The organism is Pseudoflavonifractor sp. AF19-9AC (assembly GCF_003478995.1).
Lineage (GTDB): Bacteria > Bacillota > Clostridia > Oscillospirales > Oscillospiraceae > Lawsonibacter.
This window is the reverse complement of record NZ_QUGI01000001.1, coordinates 73,697-89,434: the sequence shown is the minus strand read 5'-3', so window position 1 is coordinate 89,434 and position 15,738 is coordinate 73,697. Positions and strand designations below refer to the sequence as shown.

Sequence of the window (15,738 nt, the reverse complement as noted above, 5' to 3'; positions counted from 1 at the left end):
CCTGCTTTCCCTTATTTGCTTTGGTAAGGAGTGTGTCCATGAACCTCTTTGACATTCTGGGGCCCGTGATGGTGGGCCCCTCCAGCTCCCACACCGCCGGGGCTGTGCGCATCGGCCGGGTGGCCCGGGCCCTGCTGGCCCAGAAGCCCATTCGGGCCCAGCTGCTGCTCCACGGCTCCTTCGCCTCCACCGGCAAGGGCCACGGCACTCATCAGGCCCTCATTGCCGGCCTTCTGGGGCTGGCCCCCGACGACAGCCGGGTGCCGGACAGCTTTGCTCTGGCCAAGGAGCAGGGACTGGAATTCTCCTTCGGCACCTGCACCCTGCGGGACGTCCACCCCAACAGCGTGCTCATCACCCTGGAGGGTGCGGAGGGGGGACGGCTGGAGGTAGGCGCCTCTTCCCCCGGCGGCGGACGCATCCGGGTCTTTCAGGTGGATGGGCTGGACACCTCCTTCAGCGGGGAACTGCCCACCCTGGTGGTCCACAACAGCGACCAGCCCGGCTGCGTCAGCCAGGTCACCGGCGTGCTGGCAAACCGTGGCATCAACGTGGCTACCCTTCAATTAAACCGGGGCGGTCGGGGCGGCAGCGCCGTCATGGTCATCCAGTGCGACCAGCCCATTCCCCAGGAGGCCGCCGGGGAGATCCGGGCTCTGCCCGGCATCCTCCGGGTGAGCCGCTACACCCCCACGGAGGAGGCTGCCCAATGATTGAGTTTACGTCCATTCACCAGATGCTGGAATCCGCCCGGGAGGAAGGGCTTCCTCTGTGGGAGGCCATCCTGCAGGCCGACTGTCAGAGCCAGGGCATTTCCCGGGAGGAGTCCCTCTCCAAAATGGCTGGGATGCTCCGGGCCATGAAGGAGGCCGACGGGAACTACCGCGCCCAGGACCGCTCCCAGAGCGGCCTTGTGGGGGGCGACGGCGGCAAAATGGCCGACTACGCCCGGCAGGACAACACCCTGTGCGGCCCCTTTCTCTCCGAAGTGATGGCCGGGGCCCTGCGCATGGGGGAGTGCAACGCCTGCATGAAGCGCATTGTGGCCGCCCCCACAGCGGGGGCCTGCGGCGTACTGCCGGCGGTGCTGCTGCCCTACGCCCGCCACTTCGGTGCTGAGGATAACAAGCTCATCGAGGCTCTGTATGTGGCCTCCGGCTTCGGCATGGTCATCGCCGCCCGGGCCTCCATCTCCGGAGCCGAGGGCGGTTGTCAGGCGGAGATCGGCTCCGCCGCCGCCATGGCCGCCCCCGCTCTGGTCCATCTCCAGGGGGGCTCGCCGGAGCAGATGGCCAACGCCTGCGCCATGGCGGTGAAAAACCTGCTGGGGCTGGTGTGCGACCCGGTGGGCGGTCTGGTGGAGGTTCCCTGCGTCAAGCGAAATGTCATCGGGGCCATGGACGCCCTGTCCGCTGCCCAGATGGCTCTGGCAGGCATTGAAAGCCGGGTACCCCCCGACCAGGTGCTGGACGCCATGGCCGAGGTGGGCCGTTCCCTCCCCCACACCCTGCGGGAGACGGGCAAGGGCGGCCTGGCCGCCACCCCCTTCGGGCAGCAGTATATGCACAGGGAGGAATAACCCATGGAGCGACTCATGCCAACATTGTTTGGAATTTTTACCGCCATCATGTTTCTTAACGTGCTGTGGGATGGGTTTCCCACCCTCCCGGTGCTGTATGGCGTCATCACCGCCGCCTCCCTTCTGTTTGGCCGGGCCTGCCTGATGTCCCGGGCGCTGCCCGACTCCCAGGCGAGCAAGCAGGTCCCGGCGGAAGTGCGATGGAAATGGTGCCGGGTGCTTGGGATCCTGTATTTGCTCAACGCCGCCCTGTGCCCCCTGGGATTTCTGCTGTGGTACGTTGTGCGCTTCGATTCGGATTTGATTCTGGGCGCTCAGATGCTGGGCTTTTTTATCATTTGTTTCGCGAGCCTGATTCCCACCTTCCATCGGGCGCGGGCTTAGCTCTGCACGCACAGCATCTCTGCCTGCCCATGCAACCTGACTTCTCAACTGGAAATAGATAAGGACTGATACCAATGGCTAAAAAAAAGAACCCGGAGGACGCTAAGCCCCGGGTAGACAGCAGCAACGTGATGGGCCTGCGGGCCGAGGTGCTGGAGCAGCCCATCACCGAGACGCTGGAACTCAATTACATGCCCTACGCCATGAGCGTCATTGTCTCCCGGGCCATCCCGGAGATTGACGGCCTCAAGCCCTCCCACCGCAAGCTTCTCTACACCATGTACCAGATGAAGCTGCTGGGCGGGGCACGCACCAAGAGCGCCAACGTGGTGGGCCAGACCATGAAATTAAACCCCCACGGCGACGCCGCCATCTACGACACTATGGTGCGCCTCTCCCGGGGCTATGGTGCCCTGCTCCACCCCCTGGTGGACTCCAAGGGTAACTTCGGTAAGGTTTACTCCCGGGATATGTCCTGGGCCGCCAGCCGGTACACGGAGGTGCGGCTGGACGCCATCTGCGCTGAATTCTTCCGGGATATCGACCAGGACACCGTGGACTTCGTGGACAACTACGACGGCAAGATGAAGGAGCCCACCCTCCTGCCCACCACCTTCCCCAACGTGCTGGTCTCCGCCAACCAGGGCATCGCCGTGGGCATGGCCAGCAACCTGTGCGGCTTCAACCTGGGGGAGGTGTGTGACACCACCATCGCCTACATCAAGAATCCAGGCCACGACATCATGACCACCCTGAAAGCCCCCGATCTGCCCACCGGCGGCGAGCTTCTTTACGACGAGGCCGCCCTGGCGGACATCTACCGCACCGGCCGGGGCTCCTTCAAGGTGCGCTCCAAGTGGCGCTATCTCAAAAGCGAGAACCTCATCGAGGTCTACGAGATTCCCTACTCCACCACCACTGAGGTCATTATCGACAAGGTGGCCGAGCTCATCAAGGCGGGCAAGGTGCGTGAAATTGCCGACATCCGGGACGAGACCGACCTCTCCGGTCTGAAGCTGACCATCGACCTGAAGCGGGGCACCGACCCGGACAAGCTCATGCAGAAGCTCTTCCGCCTCACCCCCCTCATGGACAGCCAGTCCTGCAACTTCAACATCCTCATCGCCGGCATGCCCCGGGTGATGGGGGTGCGGGAAATTCTGGAGGAGTGGGTGGCCTGGCGCATGGAATCGGTACGCCGGCGGATATACTACTCCATGACCAAGAAGAAGGAGAAGCTGCACCTGCTGAAAGGTCTGCGGCGCATCCTGCTGGACATTGACCGGGCCATCAAAATTATCCGTGAAACCGAGGAAGACGACCAAGTGGTCCCCAACCTGATGATTGGCTTCGGCATCGACCAGGTCCAGGCGGAGTACGTGGCCGACATCCGCCTGCGCAACATCAATAAGGAGTACATCCTCCGGCGCACCCAGGAGGTGGACGCCCTGGCGGATGAGATCGCCGACCTGGAGGATACCGTCAACTCCCCCAAGCGCATCCAGAAAATCATCATCTCCGAGCTGGAGGACGTGAAGAAGAAGTACGCCCAGCCCCGGCGCACGGACATCCTCTACGACGTGGAGCAGGAGACCGCCGCCGTGGAGGAGGATGAGACCCCGGATTACCCGGTGACGGTGTTCTTCTCCCGGGAGGGCTATCTGAAAAAGATCACGCCCCAGTCCCTGCGCATGGCCAGCGACCAGAAGTACAAGGAGGGAGACGGGCCCTTCCTCCAGTGGGAAGCTACCAACCGGGACGAGCTTCTGGTGTTCACCGACAAGCAGCAGTGCTACAAGACTCGGATGAGCGACTTCGACGACTCCAAGGCCAGCGTGCTGGGCGACTACCTGCCCACCAAGCTGGGCATGGAGTCCGACGAGCGGGCCATCTGGGCCTGCATCCCCGGGGACTACTCCGGCAGCATTCTCTTCTGCTTTGACAACGGCAAGATCGCCCGGGTGGAGGTAGCCGCCTACCAGACCCAGACCAAGCGGAAGAAGCTCACCGGCGCCTACTCGGACAAGGCCCCCTTGGTGGCCGCCTATTTGGTGAAGGAAGACTTTGAGGCCGCCCTCATCTCCACCGAGGGCCGCTGCCTCATCTTCCACACTGCCAGCCTCAACCCCAAGACCACCCGCACCACCCAGGGCGTCAACGTCATGACTCTCAAGCCCAAGTACCGGGTGGAAAAGATGCTGCCCCTGACGCAGACCCCCATCGTCAACACCGCCCGCTACCGCTCCCGCTCCCTGCCGGTGGCCGGAGCCCTGCTGAAGGAGGAGGACCGAGGCGAGGAGCAGATGACCCTTCTGTAACAGGGGAAAGGAGTGAGTCCCTTTGCTGCGGAATCTTCTTCGGCGCTATGCCATCATTACTCTGGGCTGTCTTGTCTACGCCCTGGCCTTTGACTGGTGCTATGCCCCCAACGACATCGCCTACGGAGGCTTCACCGGTGTGGCGCAGATTCTCAACAGCCTTGGCGGCTTTCTCTCCGTGGGCACGCTGGTGTTTTTTCTCAACCTGCCCCTGTTCCTGCTGGGCTGGAAGCTGCTGGGCGGACAGCTGCTCCTCTCCTCCCTGTACGCCATGACCCTCTCCTCCCTGTTCATTGATCTTTTGGCGGCACTGGTCACTTTTTCCCCTATGGAGCCCCTGCTGGCCTGCATCTACGGAGGCGCCCTGCTGGGGGTGGCGCTGGGGCTCATTCTGGGCCAGGGTGCCACCACCGGCGGCACGGACCTGCTGGCACGGCTTTTAAAGCTGCCCCTCCCCTGGCTGCCTATGGGCAAGCTGCTGCTGGGCCTGGACCTCATTACCATCGTCGCCTGCGCTCTGGTGTTCCAGAACCTGAACACCGCCCTGTATGGTCTGGTGGCGCTCTACCTGTCCACCACCGTCATGGATACGGTGCTCTACGGCCTGGACACCGCCAAGGTGGCCTATATCATCACCAGCCAGCCCGGCCCCGTGGCCCAGGCGCTTACCCAGAAGCTGGAACGGGGCGTCACCCTCCTCCACGGAGAGGGTGCCTGGTCCGGGGAGGAGCGCCCGGTCCTCATGTGCGCCTTCAAGCAGCGCCAGATCGTCTCCCTAAAGGAACAGGTCAAGGCACTGGACCCCGACGCCTTTCTCATTGTATGCAACACCCACGAGGTACTGGGCAACGGCTTCCGCCGCTACCACAGTCAGGATATTTAACTATGAGGTGACGTTTTATGGCTGACCTTACAAAAACCGTACAAAATCTGGAGCAGCGCGGCTTTGTAGTCCACTGCTTTGACACCGCTGAGCAGGCTGCCGACTATCTGGACCAGCAGATCGATCAGACCTCCGTGTCCTTTGGCGGCTCCATCACCGCCCAGCAGATGGGTCTTTATCCCCGGCTGGCCGCCCACAACCAGGCCATCTGGCACTGGGAGGGCGGAAGTGCCCTGGATGCCATGACCACAGACGCGTACATCACCTCGGTCAACGCCCTGGCGGAGACGGGGGAGCTCATCAACATCGACGGCACCGGCAACCGGGTGGCCGCCACCTTCTTCGGCCACCGCCGGATCTATTTCGTGGTGGGCATCAATAAGCTGGCCCCCGACTACGATGCCGCCCTGTGGCGAGCCCGCAACATTGCCTCCCCCAAAAATGCCCAGCGGCTGGGCCGCAAGACCCCCTGTGCCGCGAAGGGGGACCGCTGCTACGACTGCCAGAGCCCCGAGCGCATCTGCCGGGGACTGAGCGTACTGTGGGGCCCCCTGATGGGCGCCCAGGTCACTGAGGTCCTGCTCATCAACCAGGAGCTGGGCTACTGATTATCTACTGCTCGGGGACCTACTCCCTGCTTCCATCCTCTTCGCCCAAAGGAGGCCTCTATTTCTATGAAGCGACAACTGCTGGCGGGTATGACCGCCCTGACCCTCCTGCTTACGCCGGGCTGCTCCCTTATGCTCAGCCGGGACTATGTGGATGTTTCTGCCCACAATACCACTGCCCCCACCGCCGAGGGTGATCCCTCCATTCTGCGGGCGGAGAGCTATCAGGAGCTGGTCAACGCCCTCATCTACCTCATCAGCCAGGGCGTGGAGACAGGGGCCATCCGCCTCTACATGGACACCGAATCCATGGAGAAGGAACTGGAGGAGGCCTGTCTGGAAGTGCAGGAGGACCCTCTGGGGGCCTACGCGGTGGAGTACATCAAGTACAGTGTCAGCCCGGTGGTCACCTATCACCAGGCTGATGTACAGATCACCTACCGCCGCAGCAAGGAGCAGATTGCCTCCATCGCCTCGGTCACGGGCATTACCGCCATCCGCAGCGAGCTCAAATCCGCGCTCACCGAGTTTGCGCCGGAGCAGGTGCTGCGCATCAGCTACTTTGACGGAGACGAGGACTACATTCAGGAGCTGGTGCGGGAGGCCTACTACGACGCCCCGACCGCCGCCCTGGGCATGCCCCAGGCAGAGGTACATATCTACCCCGACAGCGGACGGCAGCGGATTGTGGAGATTCTCCTCACCTATCCCATGGAGACATCCGAGCTGGAGAAGCGCCAGGACCTGCTGGAACAGGAAGCGGCCCGGCTCAGTCAGCCTCTCTCCTCCCTGCAGGGCGACGCCGCCTTCCTGGCTGCCGGGAAAGCGGTACTCAACGCCGGGGGCTACCGCGCCTCCGGCGGGAGCACGGCCTATGACGCCCTGCTGGAGGGCGGTGCGGACAGCGAGGGGCTGGCCCTGGCCATGGCCCTGCTGTGTGAGGATCTGGGGCTCTCCTGCCAGGTGATCTCCGGCACGCTGAACGGGCACTCCCATTTCTGGAACGTGGTGGAAAGCAGCTCAGGCCGGCGGCATGTGGACCTCACTACCTTCGCCACCGCAGGCCAGTCCCTCTGGACGGATGAGGAGTTTTCCTCCCTGGGCTATAGCTGGGACAGCACCTTTCCGGCCGGCGGATCTTAATTTAAATTTTTTTCATTTTTCTATTGACATTGCTCGAATATCTGCTATAATAACCTTCGTCGCCGCGAGTGTAGCTCATCTGGTAGAGCGCCACCTTGCCAAGGTGGAGGTAGCGAGTTCGAGCCTCGTCACTCGCTCCAATTTAAAATCCCACCCGTTCCCGGGTGGGATTTTTTTTTGCAGGCAGACCACGTTTGCTTCCCCGTGGATGGGAACAATGGCTTTACGAAAAGAGGAGTTTGTATGGACCTGATTCGCAAATGGAACCGCATTCACCTGGTGATTCGCATTGTGCTGGGCCTGATCTTCGGCGTGATTCTGGGCCTCACCCTTCCCCAGGCAACCGCCATCGGTATGCTGGGCACCCTGTTCGTGGGCGCTTTGAAGGCTCTGGCCCCCCTGCTGGTCTTCTTCCTGGTCATGGATTCCCTGTCCCGGCAGCGGAAGGGCTCCCGAAGCAACATGAGCACCGTCATCGTGCTCTATCTCGTGGGCACCTTCCTGGCCGCCCTCTGTGCCGTGGCGGCCAGCTTTCTGTTCCCCTCCACTCTCATTCTGGCGGAGGGTGCCACCTCCGAGGCCCCCGGCGGCATTGCCGAGGTCTTGACCACCCTGCTGAACAATGCGGTGAGCAATCCCATCTCCGCCATCTCCAGCGCCAACTACATCGGCGTGCTGGTGTGGGCGGTGGTCTTTGGTCTGGCCCTTCGTGAGAGCAGTGAGAACACCAAGCGCATCCTCTCCGACCTGTCCTCCATGCTCTCCACCGCCATCCGCTGGGTCATCCAGTGCGCCCCCTTCGGCATCCTGGGCCTGGTGTTCACCACCGTGTCCACCACCGGCTTTGACTCCTTCAAGACCTACGCCCAGCTAATCTTTGTGCTGGTGGGCTGTATGTTCTTTGTGGCGCTGGTGGTCAATCCCATCATCGTCTTCCTGTGCATTCACCGCAATCCCTATCCCCTGGTGTTCCGCTGCCTCATTCAAAGCGGCATCATGGCCTTCTTCACCCGCAGCTCCGCTGCCAACATCCCGGTGAACATGAACCTGTGTAAGGAGCTGGGACTGGACGAGGAGAAATACTCCGTCTCCATCCCTCTGGGCGCCACCATCAATATGGCCGGTGCCGCCATTACCATCACGGTGCTCACCCTGGCCACCGCTAACACCCTGGGCCTCACGGTGGACTTCCCCACCGCCTTCCTGCTGAGCCTGGTGTCCTCCGTGGCCGCCTGTGGCACCTCCGGCGTGGCCGGCGGCTCCTTGCTGCTGGTCCCCCTGGCCTGCAGCCTCTTCGGTATCTCCAACGACATCGCCATGCAGGTGGTGGGCATCGGCTTCATCATTGGCGTCATCCAGGACTCCTGTGAAACAGCCCTTAACTCCTCCTCTGACGTGCTCTTCACCGCCGCCGCGGAGTTCCGCAGCCGCCGCAAGAACGGTCAGGATATGGGCTATTAAGTCCTGTCCCTTGTGGATAAAAAGCCGCCCCTTCGGATTTGATCCGAAGGGGCGGCTTTTTTTACTCTTAGAGCAGAACCAGGACAAAGTATGTGACATAGCTGGTCAGCAGGGTCAGGCCGCTTCTGTGGGAGAGGCGGGAGTGATGCTGACAGCACAGCAGGAGCAGGACGGCCGCCACCACGGCGATGATCGTATCGCTGAGGAAAGCGTGGGCAAAGGGCACAGGAGTCACCAGAGCGGAGGTGCCCACCACAAAGAGGATATTGAAAATATTGCTGCCCACAATGTTTCCGATGGCGATATCCGCGTTGCCCCGCCGGGCCGCGGAGACAGAGGTGAACAGCTCAGGCAGGGAGGTACCCAGGGCCACAATGGTCAGGCCGATGAGCCGCTCGCTCAGCCCCAGGATGCGGGCAATGTTGGAAGCCGCGTTGACGGTCACATTGCTGCCCGCCACGATGCACACCAGACCCACCACAGTCCAGAGCCCCATCTGCCACAAGGGGCGGTCCGCCTTGATCTCCTCGCTCTCCCCGTTCCCGGCGCGAGCCATGCGGAACAGATAGAAGAGGTAGAGCAGGAAGAAGGCCCACAGAATCACGCCGTCCAGCAGGGAGATGGTCCCGTCCAGGCCCAGCGCCAAAAGCAGAAGGGTGGCAAAGATCATAAAGGGGATCTCCCGGGTGATAGTGGACTTGGCCACGGCAATGGTGGTCAGCGTGGCGGCCAGGCCCAGGATCACCAGAACGTTAATAATGTTGCTGCCCACCACATTGCCGATGGTGATATCCGCGCTTCCCTTCAGGGCGGCGGTAATGCTCACCGCGGCCTCAGGGGCGCTGGTGCCCATGGCCACAATGGTCAGGCCAATGACCAACTGGGGGATGCCCAGCCGGGAGGCCAGTCCGGCGGAGCCGTCCACAAACCAGTCCGCACCCTTGACCAGCATCACAAAGCCCACAACTAAGAAAAGAAGTGAAATTAACATTTCCATTTTATCTCGTTCCCTCCAATATTTACCGCTCAGGGTCCCGTTTGGGCAAACAAAAAACGAGGCCTTCGCTGTATGCAACAGCAAAGTCTCGTCACTGAAATACATGACCGGATGCTCTTGGGGGAACAACGCGATGACGGCCATGCAGACACGGATGACCCGTGCGGACTACTCCCTTTTGCGTCTTTATGCTACCTAAAATCCGTCTCCAATTCAAGTATCAGATTGGACAAAAAAAGTGGTTTTTTCCCCTGGTTCTCTGACGGTTCCTCAGGGAGTTCTCCCCGCAGTCTGGGAAATGGGCAGCGCTTATCAAAATCAGGCCCCAGGCACGCCGAAAAGCGCGTCTGGGGCCTGATCATCTTCTTGCTCACCGGTTCTGCCCGGAAGCGTATTCTGTTTTCACAACTTCCCCGTTGTTCACCGGGCGGAGGGTAAAGAGCCCCTCCAACCGGTCTCCGCCGCCAAAGAGGTTATTGTACTGCACCCTCTGGTAGTCCTCAATGAGGGGGGTGAAGTCGTTGGTTTCCAGGTGGCTGTAGGCCTGGCCCTCCTCGTCCACATAGCCCACAAAGGTGACGGCGGGCAGTTTGCTCTGGAGCTGCCACAGGAAGCTATCATAGGCGGTGGCCTCAATTCCCGCATAGCGCAGCACATACTGCCCCAGGAAATTCAGGCTGGTCACCTCAGGTCCTTCCTCCGGCAGGTCATAGTTGGCCCAGATCACAAAGGGGACATAGTACTTGCCCATGTACTGCTCCATGGTCATCTCCCCCTGGGTGACGCCGTAGGCCTTGTCCAGGAACTCCTGCTCCACAGAGGGCTGGTGGTCCCCAAACATGACGATGATGGTGGGCTCCTCCTGCTGCTGGAAGTACTCCACCAGGGTGCGGAAGGCCTCGTCCGTCTTGTTGGCCAGGGTGAGATACTGCTCCGCCATGGGGTACCGGCCCGGCGCATCGGTGAGGGTCACCTCAGCCGGGTAGTCCTCCACCGTGTAGCCGCCGTGGTTTTGAATGGTGACGTTGAACAGGAAGAGAGGCTGTCCGTCTTCCTTATGCTCAAACTCCCAGATGATCTGGTCAAAATCCGACTGGTCGCTCACATACCCGTGCTCAAAGGTCTGGGGCACGTCCATGAGATCGCCGTACTTGTAGTCGTCAAAGCCCAGATTGGGATAGGCCCGGTCCCGCTGCCAGGAGGTCTGCTCCCCGGGGTGGAAGGCCAAGGTATCGTAACCCAGCTCCTTCAGGTGGGAGGCCAGGGAGGCGGTGGGCCCCAGTACGTACTGCTGATAGGGAATGCTGCCCGAGGGCAGGAAGGCCATGGAATTCCCCGTCAAAAATTCAAATTCACTGGCGCTGGTCCCCGCGCCGAACACGGAGGTATAGGCGTGTCCGAAGATGGCGTTGTCCAGAGAGCGGATGTAGTCGGTGACGCTCTCGCTGAGGGAGAGGGTCCCGTAGTCCTCAAAGTCGGCCCAGGACTCGTTCATAATGGCCACAATGTTGGGCCGGTCCACCGAAACCTCCACCGGCTCCGGCTGCTCCACCAGGGACACGATCTGCTGCAGCCGCTCCACAGAGGTGTCCTCTGGCTCCTCCACCTCCAGAAATTCTGTGTTCCGTAGGAAGGTGGCGAGACACCCTCCCGTTTGGTAGGACCCGGCCTGATCCCACACGTCGGTCTTTACGCCCAAGTTCCCCAGCTTCTGGGTGGGGAGCAGCAGCGCCAGGCAGAGAAGTCCCGTGCCCACACAGGCCAGCCGTACCCCCCACTGCTCTCTGCTCAGATGGAGCATGGCTCTCTGCTTCTTTCTCAGGAGGAAGGCCCCGAGCGCCACAATGAGAGCCAGGGCCCCCAGCATGGAGAGGGTGGGTACAAAGCGGTAGCTCCCCGCCACAGCGGCGGCGGTGCCCAGGGCCGACAGGTCCCAGGGCAGAATGGGGGTGCCCCGAAAGGCGTTGACAAAATAGTTGGCCGCGCCCCAGAGGCCGGCGGCAAGGTGAATGCCGATGCAGCAGGGGGCAATCCGCCCCGTCAGTCCGCACAGCGGCCAGTACAGCAAGGCAATACACAGGGCATTGGCCAGAGCCGCGGCGGGGGACAGGGACCAGGGTGCGGCGCCGTAAGCCAGCTGCGTCAGCCACACAGCCGTCAGCGGCGCCAGCAGCAGAGCCCCTGCCTGCCAAATCCACTTTTTCAAATTATTTCCTTTCATTCGCTCCATATCGTCCATTTCATTCATAAATCCGTTTTCTGCAAGAAACAGTACAGTTGGGCATTATACTCCATTCCTCTCCTTTTGTCAAAAAAAGTCGTTCCCAACCTTTTATTCGGTCCTTCTTCTCCCATTCTATGTTTAATTTTCAGAAAAAGAGACGCTGTCCGGATGATCCGGACAGCGTCTCTTTTTCCATTTTCATTGGATATTCCAGCGGGAGAGCCTGTTTATACCCCCTCGGGTGCTTCGCCGGAATCGCTCCAGGCCTGTGCAGCCCTAGCCGTCTCCTCCCGGCGCTCCTCAATGGCCTCCTTCAGGATCATATCCTTCACCTTCATGAGCCGGATGGTGTTGGCACGCTCGTTCTCGTCCAGCTTCATAGTGATATACTTGATACTCTCCTGCATCTGGGGAATCTTCACGTACTCCAGGGCGTTGACGCGGCGGCGGGTCTTTTCAATCTCCTCCGCCAGCAGCTGGGAGCTCTTTTCCACCTCCGCCAGCCGCAGCATATCCTGAAATACCTTGGACATGGCGTCCACCGCGTCGTCCAGCTCGCCGCTGGTCTGGGCAAAGCCGTAGGGATAGACCTCGCCAGGGTCCTGGCTGCTGGTGTGGAAGCGGTACTGGGGCACATCCACCGACATGACGTTCTGGAAGGTCATCTCCAGCTCCACGCTCTGCTTGGGGTACAGGAGGGACTGCTCCAGCATCTCGGGGGACATGAGGGCCGCAGCCACGGTGAATGAGCCGTGGGCCCGCATGAGCCCTTCCTCCACCCGCTTGCGCAGTGCCCGGTTTTCCCGGACCACGTCCATAAACTGCTTCATCAGCTCGTCCCGCTTGTCCTTCAGCAGCTTGTGGCCCCGCTGGGCGGTCTTCAGCCGGCCCTTCAGCCGGGTCAGCTCCATACGGGTGGGATTTATGGTTGTGGAAGGCATTCAAATCCCCCCTTAATCCTTCTTGGGCAGATACTTGTCAATGAGCTCCGGCTTGATTCGCTTCAGCTCGCTCCGGGGCAGGATGCTCAGCAGATCCCAGCCCAGGTCCAGCGTCTCAAAGATAGAGCGGTTTTCCTCCGTCCCCTGGGCCACGTAGCGCTTTTCAAACTCGTCGGCGAACTTGGCGTAGAGAAGGTCGGTGGGGCTCAGGGCGGCCTCGCCCAGGATGGACATGAGCTCCTTGTTCTCCTTGCCGGTGGCATAGGCGGCGAAGAGCTGGTTCATGGTGCCGGAGTGGTCCTCACGGGTCTTGCCCGCGCCGGTACCCTTATCCTTCAGACGGGACAGGGAGGGCAGCACATCCACGGGGGGATTGATGCCACGACGGTAGAGCTCGCGGGACAGGATGATCTGGCCCTCGGTGATATAGCCGGTCAGGTCGGGGATGGGATGGGTCTTGTCGTCCTCGGGCATGGTCAGGATGGGAATCATGGTGATTGAGCCCTCCTTGCCCATCTGACGACCGGCGCGCTCGTACATGGTGGCAAGGTCCGTGTACAGATAGCCCGGGTAGCCGCGACGGCCGGGGACCTCCTTCTTGGCGGCGGAGATCTCACGCAGGGCCTCGGCGTAGTTGGTGATGTCGGTCAGGATGACCAGCACGTGCATATTCTTCTCAAAGGCCAGGTACTCCGCAGCGGTGAGGGCCATACGGGGTGTGGCGATACGCTCGACGGCGGGGTCGTTGGCCAGGTTGGTGAACAGCACGGTACGGTCGATGGCGCCGGTGCGCTTGAACTCGCTGACGAAGAACTCAGACTCCTCGAAGGTGATGCCGATGGCGGCAAAGACCACGGCGAAGTTGGATTCGCCGTCCAGCACCTTGGCCTGACGGGCGATCTGAGCAGCCAGAGCGGCGTGGGGCAGACCGGAGCCGGAGAAGATGGGCAGCTTCTGACCGCGGACCAGGGTGTTCAGTCCGTCGATGGTGGAGATGCCCGTCTGAATAAACTCGTTGGGGTAGTTCCGGGCGGCGGGGTTCATGGCCAGGCCGTTGATGTCCCGGTACTCGTCCGCCAGGATGGCGGGGCCGCCGTCAATGGGCTGGCCCATGCCGTTGAACACCCGGCCCAGCATATCCTCGGACACACCCAGCTGTAGGGGGTGACCCAAAAAGCGGATCTTGGAGTCCTTCAGGTTAATTCCGGCGGAGCTCTCAAAGAGCTGCACCACGGCGGAATCGCCGTTGACCTCCAGCACCTTACAGCGGCGGATGGTGCCGTCGGTAAGCTGGATTTCGGCCAGCTCGTCGTAGGTGACGCCCTTGACCTTGTTTACCACCATCAGAGGGCCGGAGATCTCCTGGATGGTCTTATATTCCCGAATCACAGCTCATCCTCTCCCTTCTCTGCGATGGCGTTGATCTCGTCCTCCATCTGGGCCGTCAGGTCGGCATAGGCCTGCTTATACTGGTCGGCAGGAACAGCCTTGGCACGGCCGATGCCCTCACGGGAGGGAATGGTGAACAGAGCGTTCAGCTCGCCGCCCCGCTCGGAGGCCGCGCGGCACTGGGTGTCATACTGACGGATCATGGCCAGCATCCGGGCCTGGCGGTCGTACTCAGAGTAGGAGTCAATGTCCACGAAGGAGTTCTGCTGCAGGAAGTCCTCCCGAATCATCTTGGCCACTTCCAGGGTGATCTGGTCCTTGGCGGACAGGGAGTCCTTACCGACCAGCTGCACAATCTCGTTCAGGTTGGCCTCCTCCTGGAGGACGGCCATGGCCCATTCCCGGTTCACCAGGAAGTCCTTGCCCAGGTTCTCATCGTACCAGGGCTTCAGGGAATCCAGATACAGGGAGTAGGAGTTCAGCCAGTTGATGGCGGGGAAGTGACGGCGGTAGGCCAGGGAAGCGTCCAGGGCCCAGAACACCTTAACAATCCGCATGGTGGCCTGGGACACGGGCTCGGACAGGTCGCCGCCCGGAGGGGACACGGCGCCTACAGCGGTCAGGCTGCCCCGGCGGTCCTCGTCGGAGCCGATGCAGGAGACGGAGCCGGCGCGCTCGTAGAACTGAGCCAGACGGGAGCTGAGGTAGGCGGGGTAGCCCTCCTCACCGGGCATCTCCTCCAGACGTCCGGACATCTCACGCAGAGCCTCAGCCCAGCGGGAGGTGGAGTCGGCGATGACGGCCACGGCGTAGCCCATGTCGCGGAAGTACTCGGCGATGGTGATGCCGGTGTAGATGGAGGCCTCACGGGCGGCCACGGGCATATCGGAGGTGTTGGCAATCAGCACGGTCCGCTTCATCAGGGACTCGCCGGTCCGGGGGTCCACCAGCTCGGGGAACTCACGGAGCACGTCGGTCATCTCGTTGCCGCGCTCGCCGCAGCCGATATAGACCACCAGGTCCACGTCCGACCACTTGGCCAGAGCGTGCTGCATGACGGTCTTGCCCGAACCGAAGGGGCCGGGGATGGCGGCGGTGCCGCCCTTGGCCACGGGGAAGAAGGTATCCACAATCCGCTGGCCCGACTGCAGGGGGATAACGGGGGGATACTTGTGCTTGTAGGGACGACCCACACGGACGGGCCACTTCTGCATCATGGGCAGCTCCACCTTGGAGCCGTCCTCCTGCTCCAGCACGGCCACCGTCTCGGTGACGGTGAAGGAGCCGGACTGGATGGAGACAATCTTGCCCTTCATCTTGGGGGGAATCATAATTTTATGGAGAATGGACGCGGTCTCCTGAACGGTGCCGATGATGTCGCCGCCGATGACCTGGGTACCGGGCTCCACCGTGGCGGTGAACTCCCACTTCTTCTCCCGGTCCAGGGCAGGAACCTCCACGCCGCGGGGCAGGTTGTTGCCCTGAACCTTCTCCATAATGACCTCCAGCGGGCGCTGGATGCCGTCGTAGATGTTTTCCACCAGGCCGGGGCCCAGCTCCACGGACAGGGGGGAGCCGGTGGTGACTACCTCCGCCCCGGGGCCCAGGCCGGAGGTCTCCTCATAGACCTGGATGGAGGCCGAATCGCCGCTCATGTTCAGGATCTCGCCAATCAGGCGCTGCTCTCCTACGCGGACCACGTCGGCCATGTTGGCCTCCTCCATGCCGGTGGCAACCACCAGCGGGCCGGAGACCTTGACGATCTTTCCCATAGGCTAAACCTTCTTTCTCGACTGCAGAACGCAGAATCA

The 15,738-nt window shown here is 61.7% G+C and carries 13 protein-coding genes and 1 tRNA gene; 9 read left to right on the top strand and 5 right to left on the bottom strand.

Annotated features, from left to right (window positions below):
- The first annotated feature begins 38 nt into the window (after nucleotides 1-38).
- The 9 genes from sdaAB to sstT all read left to right on the top strand — a co-directional run bounded on the left by sdaAB (nucleotide 39) and on the right by sstT (nucleotide 8,376).
- Nucleotides 39-713 (top strand): L-serine ammonia-lyase, iron-sulfur-dependent subunit beta, encoded by a 675-nt coding sequence (gene sdaAB / locus DWX58_RS00425; RefSeq protein ID WP_118640791.1) that lies wholly within the window; start codon nucleotides 39-41, stop codon nucleotides 711-713.
- On the top strand, nucleotides 713-1,579 hold the full coding sequence (gene sdaAA, locus DWX58_RS00420; protein ID WP_118641486.1) for an L-serine ammonia-lyase, iron-sulfur-dependent, subunit alpha: 867 nt from the start codon (nucleotides 713-715) through the stop codon (nucleotides 1,577-1,579). The genes sdaAB and sdaAA overlap by 1 nt, the downstream gene beginning before the upstream one ends.
- A 3-nt stretch (nucleotides 1,580-1,582) precedes the next feature.
- Nucleotides 1,583-1,963 (top strand): hypothetical protein, encoded by a 381-nt coding sequence (locus DWX58_RS00415; protein WP_118640789.1) that lies wholly within the window; start codon nucleotides 1,583-1,585, stop codon nucleotides 1,961-1,963.
- A 74-nt stretch (nucleotides 1,964-2,037) separates the two neighbouring features.
- The gene (locus DWX58_RS00410) at nucleotides 2,038-4,281 is read left to right on the top strand and encodes a DNA gyrase subunit A (RefSeq protein WP_118640787.1); all 2,244 of its coding nucleotides are present in this window, start codon (nucleotides 2,038-2,040) and stop codon (nucleotides 4,279-4,281) included.
- A 22-nt stretch (nucleotides 4,282-4,303) separates the two neighbouring features.
- On the top strand, nucleotides 4,304-5,164 hold the full coding sequence (locus DWX58_RS00405) for a YitT family protein (RefSeq protein WP_118640785.1): 861 nt from the start codon (nucleotides 4,304-4,306) through the stop codon (nucleotides 5,162-5,164).
- 17 nt (nucleotides 5,165-5,181) lie between these two features.
- On the top strand, nucleotides 5,182-5,772 hold the full coding sequence (locus DWX58_RS00400) for a lactate utilization protein (RefSeq protein WP_118640784.1): 591 nt from the start codon (nucleotides 5,182-5,184) through the stop codon (nucleotides 5,770-5,772).
- A gap of 66 nt (nucleotides 5,773-5,838) precedes the next feature.
- Nucleotides 5,839-6,915: a hypothetical protein gene (locus DWX58_RS00395; RefSeq protein WP_118640783.1), complete on the top strand. Its 1,077-nt coding sequence runs from the start codon at nucleotides 5,839-5,841 to the stop codon at nucleotides 6,913-6,915.
- A gap of 64 nt (nucleotides 6,916-6,979) precedes the next feature.
- Nucleotides 6,980-7,055, top strand: a tRNA-Gly gene (locus tag DWX58_RS00390).
- A 103-nt stretch (nucleotides 7,056-7,158) separates the two neighbouring features.
- The gene (gene sstT, locus DWX58_RS00385; protein ID WP_118640782.1) at nucleotides 7,159-8,376 is read left to right on the top strand and encodes a serine/threonine transporter SstT; all 1,218 of its coding nucleotides are present in this window, start codon (nucleotides 7,159-7,161) and stop codon (nucleotides 8,374-8,376) included.
- Between the two features lie 67 nt (nucleotides 8,377-8,443).
- On the opposite strand, the gene DWX58_RS00380 is transcribed toward sstT, so the two are convergent.
- The 5 genes from DWX58_RS00380 to DWX58_RS00360 form a co-directional block, all read right to left on the bottom strand.
- A complete protein-coding gene (locus DWX58_RS00380) occupies nucleotides 8,444-9,367 on the bottom strand; it encodes a calcium/sodium antiporter (RefSeq protein WP_279229846.1) in 924 nt (307 codons plus the stop codon).
- Between the two features lie 376 nt (nucleotides 9,368-9,743).
- Nucleotides 9,744-11,579 (bottom strand): LTA synthase family protein, encoded by a 1,836-nt coding sequence (locus DWX58_RS00375; RefSeq protein ID WP_243093198.1) that lies wholly within the window; start codon nucleotides 11,577-11,579, stop codon nucleotides 9,744-9,746.
- A gap of 245 nt (nucleotides 11,580-11,824) precedes the next feature.
- Nucleotides 11,825-12,538 carry a V-type ATP synthase subunit D gene (locus DWX58_RS00370; protein WP_118640780.1) on the bottom strand — a complete coding sequence of 238 codons (714 nt, stop codon included), beginning with the start codon at nucleotides 12,536-12,538 and terminating at the stop codon, nucleotides 11,825-11,827.
- A 12-nt stretch (nucleotides 12,539-12,550) separates the two neighbouring features.
- Nucleotides 12,551-13,927, bottom strand: a complete 1,377-nt coding sequence (locus tag DWX58_RS00365) for a V-type ATP synthase subunit B (protein ID WP_118640778.1) — start codon at nucleotides 13,925-13,927, stop codon at nucleotides 12,551-12,553.
- A complete protein-coding gene (locus tag DWX58_RS00360; RefSeq protein WP_118640776.1) occupies nucleotides 13,924-15,699 on the bottom strand; it encodes a V-type ATP synthase subunit A in 1,776 nt (591 codons plus the stop codon). Before DWX58_RS00360 ends, DWX58_RS00365 begins: the two co-directional genes overlap by 4 nt.
- Between the last annotated feature and the right edge of the window lie 39 nt (nucleotides 15,700-15,738).